This window comes from Croceitalea rosinachiae (assembly GCF_031846445.1).
Lineage (GTDB): Bacteria > Bacteroidota > Bacteroidia > Flavobacteriales > Flavobacteriaceae > Croceitalea > Croceitalea rosinachiae.
Map to the genome: position 1 here is coordinate 1607595 of NZ_JAVRHR010000001.1, position 21731 is coordinate 1629325.

Below are 21731 nucleotides of genomic sequence, written 5' to 3' on the forward strand. Positions count from 1 at the left end.
TTAAAATTTAATTTATACTAATAATTTTCCGTTTGCATCAAAGATTGATTTCATTGAAAAAGCTGAAGGGGTATCCCCATTTTTTTCCATCGTTTCTAATTTGTCTTTGGCCATTTGCAATGTGGGTAGTTCTCCTTCGGGCAGCCACCACATTACAAATTGTGATGGGCCTTTCATATCAAACCACTTCTTTTTGTTCTGTAAAAAATAGGAATGGACCGTTCCATAAACAAAAGCCTTAAGGGAACTTAAATCTTTCCAAACGCTAATGTTTACTGCCATCATCTCATCTTTAAAAGGAGATTCAATATAACTTGCAGACCTACCTTCTTCATCCATCAATCGCCAAACAAATCCTTCACTTTCTTCTGCCAATTTATTCACGGGTTCTAAGAAATCAACGAACTCCTTCATTAAAGGGTCGTCAAGACTTGCTTTAAAGCGCGCGATATTGGCTTGTGCGAGATGAAAATTCATTTCGAAATATTTTCTTATAAAGATAGTTCTAAAAGAACTATTAAGTGTATTATAAATATAAATTAGTGATAATTCCTTTTAATGGATCATAATAAAGGAAAAACAATAAATTTATATTTATTTTGAACTTGTAAAAGGAAAAAGTATGATCACGGACCTGGACGCCATAGATAGGGCTATTTTAAAAATTTTGGAGAAGGATGCCAAAACAATTGCCAAAAGCATTGCCGAGCATCTTAATTTAACCAAAACCCCCGTTTATGAACGCATCAAAAGACTAGAGCAAGATGGCTATATTAAAAATTATGTGGCCGTAATCAATAAAGAGAAAGTCGAAAGTAGTATTACTGTGTTCAGTTTTATCTCTCTTGAGGCTCAAAAGGGCCCTATGATGGACGATTTTTTAGAATTGGTAAATCAATTTCCTGAAGTTGTGGAGTGCTTTGTAGTCGGAGGGGAGTTTGATTTTCTCTTAAAGGTCATCGTTAAAAATCTTGATGCATACTACAATTTTGCAAAGACCAAAATTGCCACCCTACCAAATATTGGAGCCGTAAAAAGTGCTTTTGTATTAAAGGAAGTGAAAGATGAAATTGCTTTCCCTCTTTTGTGAAAATGAATAGCGAAGTAACTACCCTCGTAACGACAAACACTCAAAAAAGGGTATCTTAGTTACTTCGCTATTTCAAACTTTTAATTCGCAACTATCGCTGGCGGATAGGCTTCCAAGATTTCTGAAACAAATTCTTTGATTCGCTCTTCTTTCTTTTCAATATTTTTAGTGTTATTCAAGGTGCCAACACCACGACCTTGCCAAACCAATTCTTTATTGGTGTTGTCAATCAGGTCAATATAAAGAGATCCCTCTGTTCTGGTGCTAACATTATTGCCGCCCCAACCATAGCCTGGGCCCCATAGCCAAGGGTTGCCCCATCCGAAGCCGCCCCATCCATAACCGCCCCAACCAAAGCCACCGCCCCAACCAAAGTTGTTGTTGTAGACATCTACTTGTTCGCGCTCTTTTGTGAAAATACTGACCAGTAAATCAGGATCTTGTGATTTTGTGAAGCCACGAGAAGTCATTTCAGCATCTATGGCCTTCAGAATTCGCTTTTTATCTAAATCCGAAATTTGAGCTTTGTCGATTCCGGTTTTATAAAAAGCGTATGTTTTATAGGTGTTGAAATTAGTTTCTCTGTCATAGTCCGCTAGAACACGAACAGAAACACACGAGCTTAAAAAAAGTAAGGCCATTACAGGCAGAACAAATAATTTCCATTTTTTCATAACAATTTTATTTTGAGTTAAACCAGAACTTTATGCACTTAATGTTTATCAAATATTATGCCGAAAACCTAAGATTGGTCCCTTGAATTCGTTTTTTGACTATACCCGTATGGACAGTGTCTACAGCCACTTTCGCAGCAATACCCTCTTTTTAAATGATATTTTTCAGTAAAAACTTTATATCCCTCAGGTGAAAGATAAAAATCACCTTCTTCTAAAGGTAGAATTTTCTTCATAACAGCGTTCTAGATTCTAAACAATCTCTAAGTGCAAAATTACTATTTAACGAGTTAATTGGGGTTTTGACCTATGCATTGTAAGAAAAATAGTTTCAGTTCGTTGTTAAATTTCTAATGAATTATATTTGTTGTACCCCACGATAACAAAAATTCATCAAACCAACCGTAGATGATTTTAGTTTTTAAACACTTGTTTCGTAAAAATTATGTAGGACTCACCCTTTGGCCATTCATCATTGTCAAAGAAGATACCTATATGCAAGACCAAGTGCTCATCAACCACGAGCGCATTCATTTAAAGCAGCAGCAAGAGCTATTGTTGGTTTTTTTTTATTTATGGTATTTGGGGGAATGGCTTTTTAGAACCGTTTTGTATTTAGATAGTTACAGAGCCTATCAGAATATTTCTTTTGAGCGCGAAGCTTATGCTAATGAACACCGGTTGGACTATATTCAAAAGCGCAAACCTTATGGTTTTTTAAACTATATTTTCAGATAAGTTATTTTTGAAAGTTGCCAATCAAGAAATAAAACTTCCATTGCTTCATCAGAAAAAGATTGAGCTCTTTGTGAAAAGGGAAGATTTGATTCACCCTCAAATTTCAGGAAATAAATACCGTAAGCTCAAATACAATTTAGCCGAGGCACAGCATCGAGGTTTTAAGACTCTTCTGACTTTTGGCGGGGCATTTTCTAATCATATTGCGGCTACCGCTTATGCAGGCAAGCTCTATGGTTTAAAAACCATCGGTGTAATTAGAGGTGAAGAGTTAGAAAGAAAATGGAAGGACAATCCTACACTTCGTCTAGCTTATGAAAATGGAATGCAGCTTCACTTTGTTTCTAGAGCAAACTATCAGTTAAAAAAGTCCAGTGGTTTTTTAGATGGATTAAAGTCGAAATTTGGTTCTTTTTATATCATTCCTGAGGGAGGAACAAATTTATTGGCCATAAAGGGCTGTGAAGAAATTTTGAATAAAGCTGATGCTCATTTTGATGTAGTTTGTTGCTGCGTAGGTACTGGCGGTACTTTGGCAGGATTGGTAAATTCTTCAGCTTCACATCAAAGGGTTTTGGGATTCCCAGCGCTTAAAGTTGATTTTTTAAGCAACGATATTCGTAAATTTGCTCAAAATGAGAATTGGGAATTGATTTCTGACTATCATTTTGGGGGTTATGCCAAATGCAATATCGAGCTTGTTCGTTTTATCAATGACTTTAAGAACAACACTGATATTGCACTCGATCCCATTTATACCGGAAAATTATTTTTTGGACTTTTAGACTTGATAAAGAAGGATTATTTCAAAGCAAAAACTAGAGTATTAGTAATCCATACAGGGGGTTTGCAAGGCATAAAAGGAATGAACAGTGTATTAAAAAAAAAGGATTTACCGTTGTTAGATATATGACAAGACATTTTTTAGTAGCGCTCTTTGCAACTATTTTTTTGGTTGGCTGTGGTGCAAAGAAACGCGCTGCAAGCAGTAAAAAAGTAGCCACAAACACAAAAAAAGCTGGAGTATATAAACCCAATACTGGTATTGAAGATACTAAATTCAATAAATCAGGATTGTATCCGTTACCGGCCGACCCAGGTTACTTTAAGGCTTTTCCAATTGAAACTACCAATCAATATATAGCCGAGTTTTCAAAAATTGCACAATATGAGATGCGCGCTTTTGGTATTCCGGCAAGCATTACCTTAGCCCAAGGTATTTTAGAGAGCGGCTCGGGAAAAGGAGAGCTTACCAGAAAAACGAACAACCATTTCGGAATTAAATGTCATACAGGATGGCAGGGCGAATTTGATTTTCATGATGATGATGCCAAGGGGGAATGTTTTCGTAAATACAATCACCCCATGTTTTCTTTTAGAGACCATAGTATCTTTTTGGCGTCACGAAGTCGTTATCGGTTTTTGTTTAATTATCAAAGAGACGATTATAAAAAATGGGCTTACGGTTTACGGCAAGCTGGTTATGCAACAGATAAGAAATACCCTCAAAAGCTCATAGCATTGATTGAACGTTTTGAATTGACCCAATTTGATGAAGAAGTGGTTGATGGCGGACTAGAAACCATTCGTAAACCGAAAGAGTATCGTGTTTTTACCCATATAGTGAATAAAGGGGATACGCTGTATGGAATTGCAAAGAAGTATGGACTTTCAATTGATGAAATTAAACGCTTGAACAGTTTGAAGAATAATAATTTGGCCATAGGTCAGGTCCTTAATCTCAGAAAGGCGAAAACCAGATAAAAGCGTATGCGATACCAAAGAAGTAGTGCACTATTTTCTGAAGCAAAAAAATATATTCCTGGTGGGGTGAATTCGCCGGTTAGAGCATTTAAAGCCGTTGGTGGCGACCCTATTTTTATCAAAGAAGCCAAAGGAGCATATCTCTATGATGAAGACGGAAATTACTATATAGACTATATTGCTTCATGGGGTCCCTTAATTTTAGGTCATGCCCACAAGCCTGTTTTAGAGGCTGTTATTGAAAAAGCTAAAAAAGGCACTTCATTCGGAATTCCCACCGAAATAGAAACAGAACTTGCTAAGCTGGCAGTGAGCATGGTGCCAAACATTGACAAGATTCGTTTTGTGAATTCAGGAACAGAAGCATGTATGAGCGCGGTCAGATTAGCCCGCGGGTATACCGCCAGGGACAAAATCATAAAATTTGCAGGATGTTATCATGGACATTCCGATTCATTTTTGATTCAGGCAGGTAGTGGTGCGGTAACCTTTGGCAGCCCTAACAGCCCAGGGGTGACACAGGGCACGGCAAAAGATACGTTGCTTGCGAATTATAATGATTTGGATGGAGTTAAAGCTTTGGTTAAAGCAAATCAAGGAGAAATTGCAGCCATTATCATTGAACCGGTTGCAGGTAATATGGGGTGTATTATTCCCACAGATGAATTTATAAAAGGCCTTAGAGAACTCTGTACCAAAGAGGGAATCTTGTTACTTTTTGATGAGGTGATGACGGGCTTTCGCCTGGGCAAAGGTGGTGCACAAGAAGCTTTGGGTGTTGATGCCGATATTGTGATGTTCGGAAAAGTAATTGGGGGCGGACTCCCAGTAGGCGCATTTGCGGCTCGTACTGAAATTATGAGCCATCTGGCACCTGAAGGTCCGGTATATCAGGCGGGTACTTTAAGTGGAAACCCATTGGCCATGAGTGCAGGATTGGCGATGTTGACCGAACTGAATACCAAACCAGAAACCTTTATCAGTTTGGCTGAGAAAACAGAGTTTTTACATAAAGGTATTGCCGAGGTGTTGAACGAGAAGGGCATTGCCCATCAGATTAACCGATTTGGCAGCATGATTTCTGTTCATTTTTGTGATGACCCTGTTGTTGATTTTGAAAGTTCTGCGAAAGGGAATAATGATACCTTCAAAAACTATTTTCATGGTATGCTCGACCAAGGGATTTACCTGCCACCTTCAGCCTTCGAGAGCTACTTTTTAAACGATGCTATCAGTTATTCAGATTTAGCCAAGACCATTGAAGCGGTGAGCAAAGTTTTTTAAGGTTGCAAACCCCAGATACAACTAGAGCTTAGGAAAAAGTCTTTTCAAAATAAGGCGGATACCACTTAATGTAAGCAATAAAATCCATGCTTTAGGATAAGAGTCTTACCATTTCTTGCAAATCCCTCAACATCAATTTTTTAAGAATTCACAACAGCTTACGGAATAGCAAACAACAAAAAGTAGGTAAAATCTTACAATATTTGGTTATTTGATGGTATTTCAATATCCAAATCTAATCCAATGGCCTTTTCTTTTAAGATTTATACCAAAAGCAACTTTAGCGTTCTACTTTTTTTTCTCGTTCTGAGTATGCTTCCCGTACAGGCGCAAACCAATACTGTGCAACCCACGGGCTCCGGCACTTCTGCTGATCCCTACCAAATTGCTTCCTTGGCAAATTTATCCTGGCTAAGCCAGACCCCAGCTGTTTGGGGCGCACATTTTCACCAGACGGCGGATATCGATGCTGCTGAAACCCAATTTTGGGATGATTCAGATGACAATTTGGATGGGGATCTATACAACGACCCTAATGATGCAATTAGTGCAGGGAATAACCAAGGGTTTTCCCCTATTGGTAATAATTCAAATCGGTTTATGGGCCTCTATGATGGTAATGGGAGTTTAATTACGAATTTATATATTGATAGGTCGTCAACAAATTTTGTTGGTTTCATTGGGTATAATCAATTGGGCAGTGAACTCAAGAATCTAGGACTTATAGATGTAAATATAACTGGCGATAACGTTACAGGAAGTTTGGTTGGTAGAAATCTTGGTTCCATTGATGAGTGTTTTAGCTCTGGAGTTGTAAATGCACCTATTCTTTTGGGGGGGATAACAGGAGCAAATTATCAATCTATAACCAATAGTTATACAAACGTTGTAACCAATGGACTAGGAACTCAGGGCGGATTAAGCGGAGAGAATGCAACCAACAATATCACGAATAGTTATTCTACAGGACTGGTAAATAGTTCAGGTTTTTCAGGCGGATTAAATGGCTATACGGATTCTTTTGGGTTTTACCCCATATCATCAAGTTTTTGGGATACAGAAGAATCCAATAAGTCAACGAGTCAAGGCGGTGTGGGTAAAACGACGGCTGAAATGCAGCAACAGCAAACGTTTACGGATGCGGGCTGGGATTTTAGCACGGTTTGGAAGCTGGATGGTATCAACAACAACGGCTATCCCTACCTGCAATGGCAGGAATTTGCCCCTGGTGCTACTACAGTATCGGTTACGGACATTTCCCAAACTTCAGTTATTGCCAATGCCACTATCGATAACCTGGGTAATCCCAGTGCTACTGACCATGGATTTGAATTTGCCCTTACCTCGGATTTTGAATTCAGGGCGACTTATAGTCAGGGCGTACCCAGTACAACTGAAAGTTACACCCTGCCAGTTGGTGATCTTACCGCAGGAACGGACTATTACGTACGCGCCTTTATTACTAATAGCAACGGCAGGGTGTATGGTTCCGTGGAAAGTTTTACGACTCCTATTATACCCACCAGTTATACCCAGCCTTTGGGAGCAGGAACTCAAACGGACCCCTATCTAATTTCCAATGTGGAGGAATTGCTATGGATAAGCCAGACCCCAGCAGTTTGGGATGCACATTTTGAGCAGACCGCGGATATCGATGCGGCTGACACCCAATTTTTGGATGATGCGGATGACAACAGCGATGGGGACCCCTATAACGACCCCAGCGATCTTACCAGTGCTGGAAATAATGAAGGGTTTTCCCCAATTGGAACGCAGAGTACTGGTTTCACAGGCCTTTACAATGGTAAAGGGTATGCCATTACAAACCTTACCATCAATAGGCCTACCGGAAATGAAATCGGATTTTTTGGGTCGGTAACTGGCATGGCTGATATTGTTGATGTACATCTTACCAATGCCGGCATCACCGGCAATTTTGATGTGGGAATTTTAATAGGTGACAATGGCGGTAACCAAGTAAGGGATTGCCATGGTACGGGTAGCGTTAACGGTAGTTCCAATGTAGGTGGCCTTATCGGATTCAATATAGGTATTTCAATAGCAAGTTGTTTTACCAATGCAACAGTAAACGGTACAAGTGGCTTTTCAGGAGGACTTGTTGGGCGCACTACGGGGCCATCTATCCTCGATTGTTATGCCCTGGGCAGTGTAAATGGAGGGGGTGATACAGGAGGATTGATTGGGTTTGTAGAATCTGCTCCAGTGCAAAATTGTTTTTCAAGTGGGGCGGTTTCCGGCCCATTGGCAGGGGGCTTGGTGGGTGTTTCTTTGGGTTCTGTAGCAGATTCTTTTTGGGATACCGAGACCTCAGGGCAGGATACAAGTATTGAGGGTATCGGTAAAACCACAGCGGAAATGCAACAGCAGGCTACCTTTACCAATTGGGATTTTAGCACGGTGTGGAAGATAGATGGCGTCAACAACAATGGCTATCCCTACCTGCAATGGCAAGAATTTGATCCCGAAGTGATTACAGATGCTGTGACACAGGTCACTGCTACATCGGTAACCGTTAACGCTACCCTTACAAACCTCGGATTTCCTGAGGTGGGGGAACACGGTTTTCAGTTGGCGCCTACCGCAAACTTTGAAACTGCCAGCACCCTTGTTCTAGGGACACCCCAAGATATAGGTGCGTTTACAGCAGAATACCGTCTTTTGGACCAGAACACCACCTATTTTGTACGTGCCTTTGTTAGCGATGCTTCCAATACGTTAACCTATGGGCAAACGCTAAGCTTTACAACTCTGGAAGACAACCAGGCTCCCACACCAAGCCTGCAGAACGTTCCTGCGGTGGTAAACGGACCGTTTACCCTAGAACTGGTTTTTGATGAAGAAGTGCACGAACTTATTCCAAACCCTGTGGAAGTGGCTCCGGCAGATGACACCAGGGGAACAGCCACTTTAGGTGCTGTAGTTGCTACTCCAGAAGCGGTATATACCATTGTGGTTACCCCTACCATAGCAGGAGAACTTGTATTTTTCAATGAATTTGCTGGAATGGCAAAAGATCTTGCCGGAAATTTAAGCAATCCTTTACTACCGGTTACTGTTATTTATGATCCAGAAACCCTAGCTCCTGTAATCAATGCACCTTTGGGCAATACAACCAATAGTGGGTTACATCTTGACTTTACATTACCCGAAAATGCCGAAGAAGAATCGGTATATCTGTTAATTTCGGAAACTGCAAACCCTACAGCCACCATAAGTTTGGATTTTAATGCTAGCGTGGGTTCAGCTGGGGATTATCAAATAGCATTGGATCTAGAAGACCTGGCGAACGCACCTGAAGTTGAAAGCACAACAGGGGGAAACAGGCTAGAGGAAGGCACTTCGTATGACTTTACCCTTTCCTATAGCGATGAAAATGGCAATCCTGCCGCGGCAACAACGGTTCAAAATATCGTTTTTGATACGCAGCCTCCGGTATTGCAGTTCGTAAGCTTAAGCTCCAACAATGCTTTTAATACCGCTTTGGCTACCGTTGGGGATGAGGTAACCCTTACTTTTGAATCCGGTACCCCATTGAACGGAGCCATTGGAAGTATCAATTCCACTGTGGTTTCTTTTACCAATGTTTCTGGGAACCTTTGGCAGGGTACGTTAATGATCAACGAAAGTAGCCCGGAAGGCGAAGTGCCTTTTGAGCTCTTTGCTAGGGGAATCAATGAACTGGGTACCTTTGCAACCGCTACTACGGATGGGAGTAATGTTATTGTAGATACAAGCGCTCCAACACCCAATTGCCAAAGCATTACGGTAGAGCTAGATGCTGCGGGCGCTGTTAGTATCAGTCCCCAAGAGGTGGATAACGGTTCTTTTGATGAAAATGGAATTTCGGATAGGTCTTTGAACAGTACAACCTTTGGTTGTGCCCACCTTGGTGAGAATAATGGGGTGCTGATCATCACCGATACGGCAGGGAACGCTACAAGCTGTGAGGTATTGATTACCGTAATGGATACCATAGCTCCTACTGTCCTTACCAGGGATATCAGCCTTATCTTGGACGATACGGGGATCGCCCAACTTAGTCCGGAATTCGTTGATAACGGTTCTTTTGACAATTGTACCATTGCGGACATGCAATTGGATGTGACGGATTTTACTCTTGACAATATTGGGGAAAACCAAGTGCGCCTAACGGTAACGGATAGCGGCGGGAATAGTGCAACAGCCACGGCCATGGTAACGGTATCCTTCTTGGATGGTGATAGCGATGGCGTGGCCGATTTTCTAGACAATTGCCCCAATACCCCAAATGGTACGGTGGTAGATGCCAGCGGTTGTGAACTTCCGGCCTTAAACATCCAAGACTTTAGCTTTACGGTAGGCAACGATGCTTGCAAGGATAGTACAACAGGAACCTTAATAGTAAGTGCTTCGCAAACGGATCAGGATTTTCTGGTACGGATAGCTAGTGAAGTTGGTGTGCAGCTTAACCCAACAGAGGGTCCTTTAAGGATCGAAAATTTAGCTGCAGGGCAATATACGCTCTGCATTTCCAGGGTGGTAGCACAGGAGGAAGAAGTATGCACCCAAGTGGTCATTGCTCAGGCGGTACCGCTTTTGGTTGAAAGTACTGTAGATAGGGCTACAAATACTCTGGAATTGATGCTATCTGGCAGTGCGACATATTTGGTCACCTTGAACGACCAGGAATTTGCTGTGGACGCCAATAGTTTTAGTGCTATCCTTTCCGAACCGCTTACGCAACTTCGAGTACGGACAGATTTGGAATGCCAAGGGGTGTACGAAGAGGAAATAGGATTAGTGGATAATGTGAGCTTCTACCCCAATCCTACGATAGGTGTGGTACACGTCCTCGTTCCTGGTTCTGAAAGTGAGGTACGGGTACAAGTGGCCTCCAACCTTGGCACTATGGTGTTTTCACAACTGTTGCAAGTACCGGATAACCGGGAGCTGCAAATAAATTTGGAAAACCTGGCTTCTGGAACCTATACCGTCTTTTTAAGCGGAGCGGAATTGGAAGAAGGCTTCAAGATTATAAAACGATGATTCAGAAATGTGTATTTAAAATGAAATAAGAATTGGAAAGTAGGACATTTTATAATTCATGAATCGAAGACTATACGAATTTGATACCGTTATTTTATTTATAGTGTTAAGATAATACAGATTGCCAAACAATATTCTTTGCCATCAGTTATTCAGATTTAGCCAAGACTATTGAAGCGGTGAGGAAGGTTTTCTGAAAAATGTAAATTTTAGCATTTCAGAATGATACCTTGAATGGTATTATGGCCTTTTCATAAACCCGATATTGTCTATAGAAATAACACCATTTTCATTTTTATCAAAAATAAAGATGAGTTTTTCGATAGCAGTAAAGCTAAAGTCGGGATTCATTTTTTGAAGTTCTTCAAATGGAAAATAAAAGGTTTGATATACGATTTCTGATTCTTTGTCATCATTAAGAAACCCTGTTTTATTGATCATAACTTCAATAGTTCTCTGCAGGGGTGAAAAAGTACTCAAAGGAAAGGAAATTTGTTGTCCTACAGAATCTTTTAATTGAATGGTAAAATCTATAGGAACTTTGATTTCTTCTTCGTCTTGATCTTCATCGTCTTCTGCTATTTCATCTTCGTCTTCTTTTTGTTCGGTATCATCGTCCGCAGCGTTTTCGTTTTCAATGCCTTTCACCCATTTGCCCCCAGATTTAGGGTCGGTTTTTTCTTTTGATTCGGCAGCCGAAAACACCAAAACAGCGGTGGAATCAATTTTGGCGGAAGATAAGCTTATAGCGTAATTGGCAATCACCGAATCGGCAACGGATTCCATTGTTTTCTTTTTATTATCGAAATCGTAGTCCCAACCAACAAAAAGTGCCCTACTTCCTTTTTCTTGCGATTTCAGTTTTATTTCTTGTTCACGCCAGATGGTCAGATTTTCTGCGGTGATTCTCCCGTCCTGTTGTGTGGCGGTAGATACATCAAAATCTTCATCAAAATTGGCCACAGATTTAAAACTTGAATCTTCGAACTGACTTAAATAGACCGTTTCAGGAAGCCAATCTGCGCCTTTTCTTGGGTCTATAAATAAGGGTAGGTATTCTTTTTTATTTTTTAGGGTGATATCTAAGAATGAACCAATGTAAACCTTTGCTATTTTCAATTGATCTTCAATCGGAAGCAGTTGTTTGAGGTTCAGGAACCCAGTAAAAGGATTGCCAGTATCGTTATTGCCCCAACTCGTATTGAATTGACCGTGATTGGCCCCATAGACATACAATCCAGATTTGAAATGATAACTACTGTCCTTAAACTTTACCCTTTCATATTGTTGGGAACCCATAAAGGAAGTAACATCGGCATCTTGTGCTCCATGAACTACAAAATAATTGACATCTTCTATGACAGTTCTGCTATTTCCTGCTTTGTATTGCCCATCTACAGGAGCAATGGCGACAATGGACTTAATGCCATAATTATAGTCGAATTTTATAGAAGCATCATCAGGATAAAAGGGCAGTTTGTTGAACATAGCAGCATGGGCCACCGCTTCTCCACCTCTTGAGTGCCCTATCAATGCTAGGTTTTCAGTATCAATTTTACCATGGAATAGATGGCCTTCAGTGTTGTTCCATTCATGAAATTGCCTTAAATGCTCTAGTAACAACCATCCTCTAGCATCATTTTCTTTGTCCAACCCTCCAAAGATATTTGACCAAGAGCCATTGATAAAGTTTTCATCGACCGATGCCAAAATAATTCCTTTTGAAGCCAGTAATTCTCCAAGATATTGATATCCAATATCAGAATAGTCTTGCATACTATGATTTCCGTGAACAATCAACGCAAGTGGAAAAGGTCCCTCTCCTTCGGGATACCAAACTCGGGCATTTAAAGGCAGTGATCTAGAATCAAAACCCCAGTATTTTTCTCGCCACCAACCTCCAAAACCATCCCAGTCATCAATAAAAGGCACCCCATTAACAGAATCCGTTTTTAGGTCCACTTCTTCGCCATATTCTGGTCGGTGAAGATCTTTTCCGCTACCATAGGTCAATGTTTTTGTTTTATAAACTCCCTTTTCTGCAGGTGAAGTTGCCCTAATTGCGGCAATTTTCACATCAACGGATTTGGCTGCATTTACCATGGGGTCTACATCAAATCCTGCCCGACTGTAGAGAATTCCTGCTGCAGTAAAACCTCCAAATCCAATAATCATTCCTATAATAGTTACTAGCTTTTGTCGATTTGATAACTTTTTAAAACCTGTTTTTTTTAAGACCAAAATGGCCGCACCAGAAAGCGATGCCAATACTAGAATAAGTACAGGTAGCATCCAATCAAAGCTCATGATGAAGAGTAGCGGTAGTGTAATTAAAAGGGCAAGCTTATAGGTGTTATTGAAATTGCTCAATAATTTAATTAGCCATCGGGTCAGAAATGCAGCTAAGATAGCCAGCAGAGCAAAAGACAGAAATAACAAAAAGACCCATCCATCTTTAAGTCCTGAAAAAACCCCAGAAGCAAACATGATCCAAAAAAAGGCTGTTACATACAAGAGACCTAATGAGGCTCCTTTTATAGCATGTTGACCTGGTGTAATGGTTTCAATTTGATTTTTGAGCCAGTGGAGTATTTTTTGATATATTTTTTTCATTTTCTAGTTTTTGGTCAGGTCTTGCAAGGTATGGTTGCGGAGTTAAGATGAATTTTATTGGAATATAGTAAAATCGTCCTACAATCTATACACGCTAAGTGCTTACTATGGTTTCGAATCAATTTCCCTTTTGGTTTTAAAAATTTTATAACCAAAAAACAATGAAGCCAAAATTAAAACGCCCAGTGCTAAGTAATGAAACCAAAAGGGTTCTGCGCCCTCAAAATCACCTTTGGCCCTTGCTAAATAAGTAATGGCCATGACCAGACTTACATAATAAAAGTAGACCAATTGCCAACCTAGTTTTAGTTTATGTAAAACCAATGGCGCTAAAACAATCATGAGATAAGCCAAGGCCCCACCGGCAAGCTTTAAAGGAACAATCGGAATTTCGTTTAAAATGACATTTGTTGCCAAAAAACCAAAATGTATGACATGGACTACCGCGAAAAGGATGAGCCAATGGTGCAGTTTTGTGTTTTCTTTTATCTGTTTTGGGTGACCAAAGGCAAAGCGATAAAAAGCGACTAAAAACACTCCAAATGACAAACGACCCGAGTATCTGGCAGAGAGACGAAATGTTTCTTCAAGCGAGGGTTGAGTTAAATGGCAAAAAAAGAAAATAATCACCTCGGCCATTACCCCAAAAAGGAGGAGTTTTTTTAAAGAAAAATTCATTTGATAGTCGGTTAAAAACTAAAGATAGTGCTTTGCCCTTAGTAACCTAATCTTTAATCATGGTCCTTAAAAAAAGCTCGACCATTTCTGACCGGCCCAATGGTTCTAAAAAACAAGTGTATATGTTAATGGCAACGGCCAAGATAGTTGCAGGGTGTTTTAACTTTTTAAGTTTCCATGCTGCCAAAAGAATCATGGCAATTATCAAAAACTGAGTAAAATAAGTTGGCCCCATGATATCAATATTAGGCCAATCTTCAAGATTCATGAAAACGTAAGCATTTTGAATTCCCCTGCCTAAAGCCGGCATCATAATCAAAAAAACGGTGCTTATGAGCCACCAAGCATGACTTTCCAGATTTTTACGATGAACGATACCCATAATCACAGCATAACCAAAAGCCAATATCATAGGTATTTCTACCGCTGCCACCCCAAAAAAAACCAAGGTTCAAACGGACCAAAATTATCTGGAAATTGAGCTGAACTATCAGCATTTGCAATATCCCTGAACAACATACTGAGCGCCGTAATACAGACCCCGCCTGCTAAAAACATTCCGATGATACCATTGGTGCGATGCTTTACCAATTGACCATGTGTGGCATAATAAGGTTGAATGATGAGGTATAAGTACCAAATTGTACCTGTCCAATAATGGATATGCACAGACCATCCGTTTTCTGTGAAATCACCCCAATAATCTCTAAATATTCCGAATTGCATAAAGGCCATTGGAATGATCATCCAAAGGTGCAGATTTTTGTATTTTTCCATCTTTTTTTTGGTTGTTTTGGTTCGTAATGTTGATAGAAATAACTGAAAATAAGATAGTTAAATAGAGTGAATTTTAAAAGAATTTTTGTGTAGTTGGTATGTTTCAACGATTTTTTGACTGATAAACCAAGACTTATGGTTTTTTTAGTAATGCTATTAACCCAAATAGTGGCCCTAAAGCCAGAAGTAAGAATGGCCAAAAACTATAGTTTGTGCCTTGTAATGTAATCATCAACTGGATACTAATAATAGTAATCGCAAAACCAATACAGTTGACAATGGTAAGTGCTGTGCCCTTAAGTTCTGGGGGTGCACTTTGAGCGACCAAAGTTGAAAATAAGGGTGAATCGGCTATAACGACAATGCCCCAAAACAATAGGAATAAAGTAAAAACTGGAGTAGTGGCATAGAGCGATACTAAAGGCACTAGCAAACAACAACACCCAGATAAAAACAAAAAAATGGAAGCCGTACGTTTAGTACCGTTCCTTTGGGCAATATAGCCCCCTAGTATACATGCAAGTCCGCCAATAGCAATGACCCAAAATGACCAGAACGAAACGCGAAATAAATTATGTCCTTGCTGTTCTGCATGCAGGGCAAGCAATGCAGGTACAAAAGTCCAGAAGGTATAGAGTTCCCACATATGGCCAAAGTAACCGAATGCCGCTGCTCTAAAATCTTTCTTTTTAAATATTGAGAAGAAAGCAGTGAAATCTATATGTTGACTGGGTTTTCTATAAGGCCCGTTAGGTACTAATAATACCATAAGAAGACCACCAAAAAAGGCAAGTGCCGAGGTAGCGTAAATTACATATTGCCATAAAAATAATGCGGTAAGCCATTTTAAAAAATGTGGTAATGCGGTACCCAAGACCAAGGCGCCTACAAGGTATCCTAGCGATTTACCTAAACCTTTGTCAAAATAGTCCGCAGCGATTTTCATCCCAACGGGATAAATACCAGCTAAGAAAAAACCGGTCATAAATCGAAATATCAGAATACTGGTCCAGTTGTTACCTTCCCAAACAATGCCTAAATTAAAACAGGCACCTAAAATAGCGCACCATAAGAACACTTTTGAAGGCGAAAAACGGTCTGTTAAGGTCAATACCGCAAAAAGTAGGGTGCCCATAATAAAACCAAATTGAACAGCAGAAGTAATGTTGCCAAAGCTGTTTACACCCAAATTAAAATGGCCAATTAAAGAGACCAGTACCCCATTGCCCGCAAACCAAAGTGAGGTGCAAAAAAATTGTGCAACAACGATAACGGGTAATATGTGTTTTGGGGGCTGCAAAAAATTGGTTTATTCGGATTTTGTTGGCATTCCAGAAATGTAATAACCTAATTTTTTCCCATTAGGTTTTGTAGCATCCGCTATAGTCCACTGGTAGTTGGGGTTCTTGTTCTCGGCAAGTAAGTGCTCAATATCATTAAACGTATAGGTACGCATGAGCGAGGCCTGACCATCCCAGGCATAGACAATGGGAATAAGGGGAATGATATAGGTAAACAAGAGTTGTTTAAAAGTCAAGGGTCTAACAAATAAGGTCATCACCAAACTCATGATCAAAAGAATGGTCAGTGAAAGTGGCAGAAGAAGAACCCAAAGTAATAGGGGCACATTGTTTTTGGCTACCTCATAAATGAATAGCGGTTCCCTATTTTCTTCCGCTGACCGCAGTATTTTTTTAGCCGTGCTAGGATTCATATGGTGAAAACTAGCGATCATTGTTTTTAGCCCTTCAGGAGCATTGCCAATCTCAGAGGCGTTTATTGGTTTGGTATGATATTTTATATGCTCATTGTTCTGACCGTTAGTAGCGGCAACGATTTTAGGATTGGGATGTAAATCTGACAATAGTAATGAAACAGGTTTTTCGGGAGTGGATTTGTTCAACTGTTGCACTACATCGGGCATAGGCCCTCCGGAACCAGAACCTAAATCTACGATTCGATTAAAATGGTGTTGTTTTTGAAGATCCAACAGTAATTGGGCAATGACCTCTTTGGTGCCCATAAGTTGATGAAAAATGATGATTAAATTGGTGGCACCTGTGCGAACAGCAGATGGCAGCCAGTCAAAATCTTCAAATTCAAATAGTTCAATACGTTTCATTTGCTCTTGAAATTAGTCGTTAACACGCCAAGGGGGATTCAACCGGTTCTCACCAGCATAATATAAGATGATTTGATTGCCGTCGCGGTCTTTCAAACGAGCCTCGCGCCAAAGCCAAGGTTTGTCATTGGGTTGCTCATCAAATTTTATGCCTTTTGCGACTAGCTCTTCTACGGTTTTATCTAGCTCTGCACATTCAAAATAAATAGAAATACCTTCGCCTTTTGGAAGCTCTTCGACCAAATGTAAAGAGAAGGTAGCATTGCCATCGGGGCAAACAAATCGGGCATAATGGGGTAGGGCCTCTACAATTGGTTTAAGACCAAGGATTTTGTAAAAAGCTATGGATTTAGCTATGTCCAATGAAGGAACCGTAATTTGATTGAGGTTCATAGCTCTAAGGTAACCCAAACCATTAAAATAACCCTATGCAAGTGGTTTAGTTTTTTTGAACTAAGCGGTATTGGTAGGGATTGCTACCAGGAGTGCTTTTGTTCAGCTTGGGCAGTCGTTCAAATAGACCAGATCCCAACATTTTCTTCTGAAAACGACTTCGATCTAGTTTTTCTTTGAGAATGGTTTCATGCAATCGATGAAGTTCGGGCATGGTAAACTCATTTGACAGCAAATTATAAGTAAGTTGTTCACGTTGAATATCTTCTTTCAAGCGATGACGGGCGGTTCTGATAATAGATTCATGGTCGAGGCCAATATCTGGTAGCTCATCAAAGCTGAACCATTCGGCTGCTTCATCAAAATCTCCAGGTTTGGGGTCAGTATTTTCGATATCGACCAATGAATAATAGGCTAGGGTTACAAAACGATTGGTAAGCCAATGGCCTTCTTGCCATGGAATTCCCTTTTCTTTAAAAAAAACTTTGAATTCTTCTTTAAAATTTCGGTGCTTATCACCAAAAACCTTTAAAAATTTGAAATGGGGTTTTTTTAATGAGGTACGCTCTTGCAATACTCTCGATACAGCCATGTCAACCGATTCATCAATTTTAATATGCCCACCGGGCAACACCCATTTAGGGCCTACTTTCAATAAAAGGCACTTTAAATCATCCTTTTGATATCCGATAATCACTAGGTCGATGGATAAGTTGGGAAGAAATTGATTTTCCCCATACTTCAGAAAATTTTCGAGTTCCATATGGTAAAAATACTAATTCGTGGCGTTATGTCACAAATAAATTTTATATTTGTGACAAATAGACACAATTATAACATCATGAAGAAGAAAGTGATACTTGTTTTAAAAGTCTTAGGGGCACTAATTCTTTTATTGGCAATTGTAGGTTTTTTTACTGCTAGACACTTTAGTAAGACCTTTTTAAGTTTTGAAGATGACTATGCGGAGAAATCTGATTTTAAAGAAGTGACCGTTGACGGTTATACTTTTTTAGATAGAAATGAGAATGGAACATTAGATGTTTATGAAGATGACCGCCAAACTCTAGAAGCCCGGGTGAGCGATGCACTGTCACAGATGACTTTAGAAGAAAAAATACATTTGCTCAAAGGTTCTGGTCTGGCATCAGCTATGGGTAGGACAGAACCGGGTACGGGCATTGCTGGCGCCGTTGGCACCATAGTTCCGACACCACGACTGGGTATTCCGACAGTGTATTTATCTGATGGTCCGGCCGGGCTTCGAATTCAACCTACTCGTGAGGGAGATGAGAATACCTACTACTGTACCGCTTTTCCAATAGCTACTTTGTTGGCCTCTTCATGGAACGAAGATTTAGTGCTCCAAGTGGGCAATGCCATGGGTACTGAAGCTTTAGAGTATGGTATTGATGTCATTTTAGGTCCTGGGGCCAATATGCACCGCCATCCCCTATGCGGGCGAAACTTTGAATATTATTCAGAAGACCCCTTTTTAAGCGGTTATATGGGGGCGGCCATTGTCAATGGAATTGAAGCAAATGGTGTGGGTACTGCCGTAAAGCATTATGTGGCCAACAACCAAGAGACAGAACGGACTTTTAACGATGTGATCATATCAGAACGTGCGTTGCGTGAAATTTATTTAAAGGGATTTGAGATTATCGTGGATAAAGCGCAGCCATGGACCATTATGTCTTCGTACAACAAAGTCAACGGAACTTATGTGGCTGAGAGCAAGTATTTATTGACCGATGTCTTACGTAAAGAGTGGAATTTTAAAGGCTTGGTCATGTCAGACTGGTTTGGGGGCAGAGATGCTGTTGCTATGATCAGTGCGGGTAATGACCTATTAGAACCCGGTACCAAGCGACAATGGAAAGCATTGAATGAAGCTATCGAAAATGGCGAGCTACCTGAAGCCGATATTGACAGGGCTGCTGGGCGCATTTTGGCATTGGTCTTTAATTCAAAAAAGATGCAAGGGTATCGTTACGGTAACAAGCCCGATTTGAAAAAACATGCTCAGATAACGAGGCAGTCTGCTGCTGAGGGCATAGTCTTGCTTAAAAATGAAAATGCATTACCATTGACTAAAGGGTTGAACGTAGCACTTTTAGGAACAACCTCGTACAACTTTATTGCTGGAGGAACCGGTTCTGGTGATGTCAACGAGGCCTATACCATTTCTTTGGAAGAAGGTTTGGCCAATGCTGGTTACGAAATCAATAAAGTGGCCAACGAAGCCTATAAGGCGCATGAGGCAGCAAACCCTGAAGGATTTAAAAAACCCGAGGGGATGGATGTGATTTTTAACCCATTTACACCACCTGAAATGGATTACTCTTCTGAGAAATTAGCAGAAATCGTAGCTACTTCAGATATCGGAATCTTTACTTTGGGCAGAAATGCCGGTGAAGGTGGCGACCGTGTTGAAGTTGATGATTTTTTGCTATCTGCAACGGAAAAGCAGCTGATCAAAGAGGCAAGCACTGCCTTTCAAGAGGTTGGAAAAAAATTGATTGTGGTTATGAATATTGGCGGGGTGGTAGAAACCGCTTCTTGGAAGTCGGGCCCAGATGCCATTGTGTTGGCTTGGCAAGGGGGTCAAGAAGGGGGTAACTCCGTTGCAGATATTCTGAGTGGTATGACTAACCCTAGCGGCAAATTACCGGTTACCTTTCCTGTGAATTTAGGTGACCATGCTTCACACGCTAACTTTCCAGAAGGTGGTGACACTTGGTCCTTACGTCAAATGCTGACAGGGCTTATGTTTCCGCCAGATGAGCGCCCAGAAGCTGAAAAAGTGCGTAACCGGGATTATACCCATTATGATGAAGGTATTTATGTGGGTTATCGTCATTTTGATAAGCAAAATATGGAAGTTTCTTACCCTTTTGGGTATGGATTATCATATACCAACTTTGAATATGGCGAAATGGAAGCCCTTGTAGAAAATGATACGATCAATGTATCGTTTACCATTGCCAACAGTGGTCAAATAATTGGTAAAGAAGTGGTACAAGTATATGCGGAGAAATTGAATTCTGTTATCGACAGACCTACGCAAGAATTGAAAGCGTTTACAAAAACACAAAACTTACAACCCGGGGCGATGGATAGTATTAGCCTACAAATACCAGTGAAAGAACTGCGTTATTGGGACGAGGATAAGAAAGGTTGGAATCTTGAAAACGGACTGTATACCATTAAAATAGGGGCTTCATCTAGAGATATTAGGCAAATGGGAGAAATTGAGTTATAATGCCCTTACTTTTTGCGTATTGAAAGAGGTTTTTTGAAAGTTTTATTGCTCAAAACCATAAATAGTGGTTTGCATACCAGCAATTTTCCATTGCCCATCAACCTTTTCCATAAGTCGTGTTTCCCGTTTTAGACCACGCAGCGAATCTTTTTGTGCGTAGGTTACCCAAGCACCACTTTGGTAAAGGCGCACTTCAATGTCGTTGAGCAGTTCAGGCAAAGGTTCCGGTTCTGGGTGTTTCTCAAAAAAGTCTTTTACAAATCCGCTTATCTCTGACCACCCCAGAGATTCTGAAAAAGTATTTTCAGGAAAATCTAAATATACCTTGGTCATGTCGTTGTCATGAACCCAATAAGCTTGCCATGTCTGATAGTCGCGTTGAAAAGCGGCCTTGGTTTCATTATTTAAGGTGGCGAGTATGGCCTTTTTTTCTTCCGCTAGATTCAAGGTTGTGGCCGTTTCGGTCATAGCTCGACTCTGATAAAGGTCTAAAGCTTTTAAATAGTTTATTCCCCCTTGCAGGGTTTGATCGTAGATAAAACCTTCAAGTTCAGGATGGTTGGCTTTGATCCAGTTGACCAGTTTTTCACGTTCGGCATTCCAACGCTCTCCGTTGTATGAAGTGAAATCTTTAATTTCCAAAGTATATATTTTACCCTCTTTAAACTGCATGACCTCTTTTGATATCATGGGGCCACCATTTAAGAATTGAATTCTTTTACAAACCTTAGATATGGTAAGTTCCACTTTTTCTTCATCAGATGTGATATCAAGCACCTCATAAGTAGGTTGAAAGACGGAATCCCACTTTAACCAATTTACATAATCCTCAACAGAATAAACTGAGGTGTAAGACCCTTCTTTTACGCGAATACTATCAAATTGCAGTTCAGCAATACGGGCAAAGTTAGATTGGTCCAGAGCTTGGTAATAGTTGCGCGCCAGTTGCTCTTTTTTGGAAGTCGATGAAGGCTTGCACGCAATGAAGAAAATGATAATTATTGCAAGAAGAAGATATCTTAAGTTCATATAGGGTCGGGTTAAATAATGATTAAATATACACATTTGGGTTTTTGATTTTGTTTTCTTTTGTGTTGTCAGTTCGAGTGGTTCGCTGCAGGCGAATTGTACTTCGGCTTCACTCAGCAGAACTATCGAGAACCCTTCGGCAACGCTCAGGCCAACGCCATTTGGAACACCTTTGCTTCTCGATACAAGTTCTACCTCGCCTAAGGTGTTTTTTGATTGGATTGATCGTTTGCGAAACAACAAGAATTTTAGTTGAAC

The 21731-nt window shown here is 40.3% G+C and carries 19 protein-coding genes; 7 read left to right on the forward strand and 12 right to left on the reverse strand.

All coding sequences use genetic code 11. From position 1 onward, the window contains the following. Nucleotides 1–12: 12 nt before the first annotated feature. Nucleotides 13–477, reverse strand: coding sequence for a DUF3291 domain-containing protein (locus RM706_RS07275; RefSeq protein WP_311350367.1), 465 nt, complete (start codon nt 475–477; stop codon nt 13–15). A 145-nt stretch (nt 478–622) separates the two neighbouring features. Between RM706_RS07275 and RM706_RS07280 the strand changes: the two genes are divergently transcribed. Further along, nucleotides 623–1090, forward strand: a complete 468-nt coding sequence (locus RM706_RS07280) for an Lrp/AsnC family transcriptional regulator (protein WP_311350368.1) — start codon at nt 623–625, stop codon at nt 1088–1090. Between the two features lie 80 nt (nt 1091–1170). Here the strand turns inward: RM706_RS07280 and RM706_RS07285 are convergent, their stop codons facing one another. Together RM706_RS07285 and RM706_RS07290 are read right to left on the reverse strand one after the other, a co-directional pair. Further along, nucleotides 1171–1764, reverse strand: coding sequence for a DUF4136 domain-containing protein (locus RM706_RS07285; RefSeq protein ID WP_311350369.1), 594 nt, complete (start codon nt 1762–1764; stop codon nt 1171–1173). 68 nt (nt 1765–1832) lie between these two features. Further along, complete coding sequence (locus tag RM706_RS07290; RefSeq protein WP_311350370.1) at nt 1833–2000, reverse strand: C1orf53 family protein; 168 nt, start codon at nt 1998–2000, stop codon at nt 1833–1835. Between the two features lie 172 nt (nt 2001–2172). Between RM706_RS07290 and RM706_RS07295 the strand changes: the two genes are divergently transcribed. The 5 genes from RM706_RS07295 to RM706_RS07315 all read left to right on the forward strand — a co-directional run bounded on the left by RM706_RS07295 (nt 2173) and on the right by RM706_RS07315 (nt 10596). Next, on the forward strand, nt 2173–2502 hold the full coding sequence (locus tag RM706_RS07295; RefSeq protein ID WP_311350371.1) for a hypothetical protein: 330 nt from the start codon (nt 2173–2175) through the stop codon (nt 2500–2502). Between the two features lie 7 nt (nt 2503–2509). Beyond that, on the forward strand, nt 2510–3415 hold the full coding sequence (locus RM706_RS07300; protein WP_311350372.1) for a 1-aminocyclopropane-1-carboxylate deaminase/D-cysteine desulfhydrase: 906 nt from the start codon (nt 2510–2512) through the stop codon (nt 3413–3415). Then, entirely contained in the window at nt 3412–4266 is an 855-nt protein-coding gene (locus RM706_RS07305) for a glucosaminidase domain-containing protein (protein ID WP_311350373.1), read from the forward strand. The genes RM706_RS07300 and RM706_RS07305 overlap by 4 nt, the downstream gene beginning before the upstream one ends. A gap of 6 nt (nt 4267–4272) precedes the next feature. Further along, entirely contained in the window at nt 4273–5550 is a 1278-nt protein-coding gene (hemL, locus tag RM706_RS07310; protein ID WP_311350374.1) for a glutamate-1-semialdehyde 2,1-aminomutase, read from the forward strand. A 243-nt stretch (nt 5551–5793) separates the two neighbouring features. After that, entirely contained in the window at nt 5794–10596 is a 4803-nt protein-coding gene (locus tag RM706_RS07315) for a T9SS type A sorting domain-containing protein (RefSeq protein WP_311350375.1), read from the forward strand. Between the two features lie 240 nt (nt 10597–10836). Here the strand turns inward: RM706_RS07315 and RM706_RS07320 are convergent, their stop codons facing one another. The 8 genes from RM706_RS07320 to RM706_RS07355 form a co-directional block, all read right to left on the reverse strand. Beyond that, nucleotides 10837–13209, reverse strand: coding sequence for an alpha/beta hydrolase (locus RM706_RS07320; RefSeq protein WP_311350376.1), 2373 nt, complete (start codon nt 13207–13209; stop codon nt 10837–10839). Nucleotides 13210–13314: 105 nt separating this feature from the next. Next, the gene (locus tag RM706_RS07325) at nt 13315–13887 is read right to left on the reverse strand and encodes a hypothetical protein (RefSeq protein WP_311350377.1); all 573 of its coding nucleotides are present in this window, start codon (nt 13885–13887) and stop codon (nt 13315–13317) included. 46 nt (nt 13888–13933) lie between these two features. Further along, the gene (locus RM706_RS07330; protein WP_311350378.1) at nt 13934–14320 is read right to left on the reverse strand and encodes a hypothetical protein; all 387 of its coding nucleotides are present in this window, start codon (nt 14318–14320) and stop codon (nt 13934–13936) included. Next, nucleotides 14308–14664 carry a hypothetical protein gene (locus RM706_RS07335; RefSeq protein ID WP_311350379.1) on the reverse strand — a complete coding sequence of 119 codons (357 nt, stop codon included), beginning with the start codon at nt 14662–14664 and terminating at the stop codon, nt 14308–14310. The genes RM706_RS07330 and RM706_RS07335 overlap by 13 nt, the downstream gene beginning before the upstream one ends. A 133-nt stretch (nt 14665–14797) precedes the next feature. Then, nucleotides 14798–15964, reverse strand: a complete 1167-nt coding sequence (locus RM706_RS07340) for an MFS transporter (protein ID WP_311350380.1) — start codon at nt 15962–15964, stop codon at nt 14798–14800. A 9-nt stretch (nt 15965–15973) separates the two neighbouring features. Next, nucleotides 15974–16786 carry a hypothetical protein gene (locus RM706_RS07345; RefSeq protein WP_311350381.1) on the reverse strand — a complete coding sequence of 271 codons (813 nt, stop codon included), beginning with the start codon at nt 16784–16786 and terminating at the stop codon, nt 15974–15976. A 12-nt stretch (nt 16787–16798) separates the two neighbouring features. Next, nucleotides 16799–17179, reverse strand: coding sequence for a VOC family protein (locus tag RM706_RS07350; RefSeq protein ID WP_311350382.1), 381 nt, complete (start codon nt 17177–17179; stop codon nt 16799–16801). A 46-nt stretch (nt 17180–17225) separates the two neighbouring features. Continuing rightward, the gene (locus tag RM706_RS07355) at nt 17226–17942 is read right to left on the reverse strand and encodes an NUDIX hydrolase (protein WP_311350383.1); all 717 of its coding nucleotides are present in this window, start codon (nt 17940–17942) and stop codon (nt 17226–17228) included. 78 nt (nt 17943–18020) lie between these two features. On the opposite strand from RM706_RS07355, the gene RM706_RS07360 reads away from it, so the two are divergent. Beyond that, complete coding sequence (locus tag RM706_RS07360) at nt 18021–20444, forward strand: beta-glucosidase (RefSeq protein ID WP_311350384.1); 2424 nt, start codon at nt 18021–18023, stop codon at nt 20442–20444. Nucleotides 20445–20486: 42 nt separating this feature from the next. On the opposite strand, the gene RM706_RS07365 is transcribed toward RM706_RS07360, so the two are convergent. Continuing rightward, the gene (locus tag RM706_RS07365) at nt 20487–21713 is read right to left on the reverse strand and encodes a hypothetical protein (RefSeq protein WP_311350385.1); all 1227 of its coding nucleotides are present in this window, start codon (nt 21711–21713) and stop codon (nt 20487–20489) included. Nucleotides 21714–21731 lie beyond the last annotated feature (18 nt).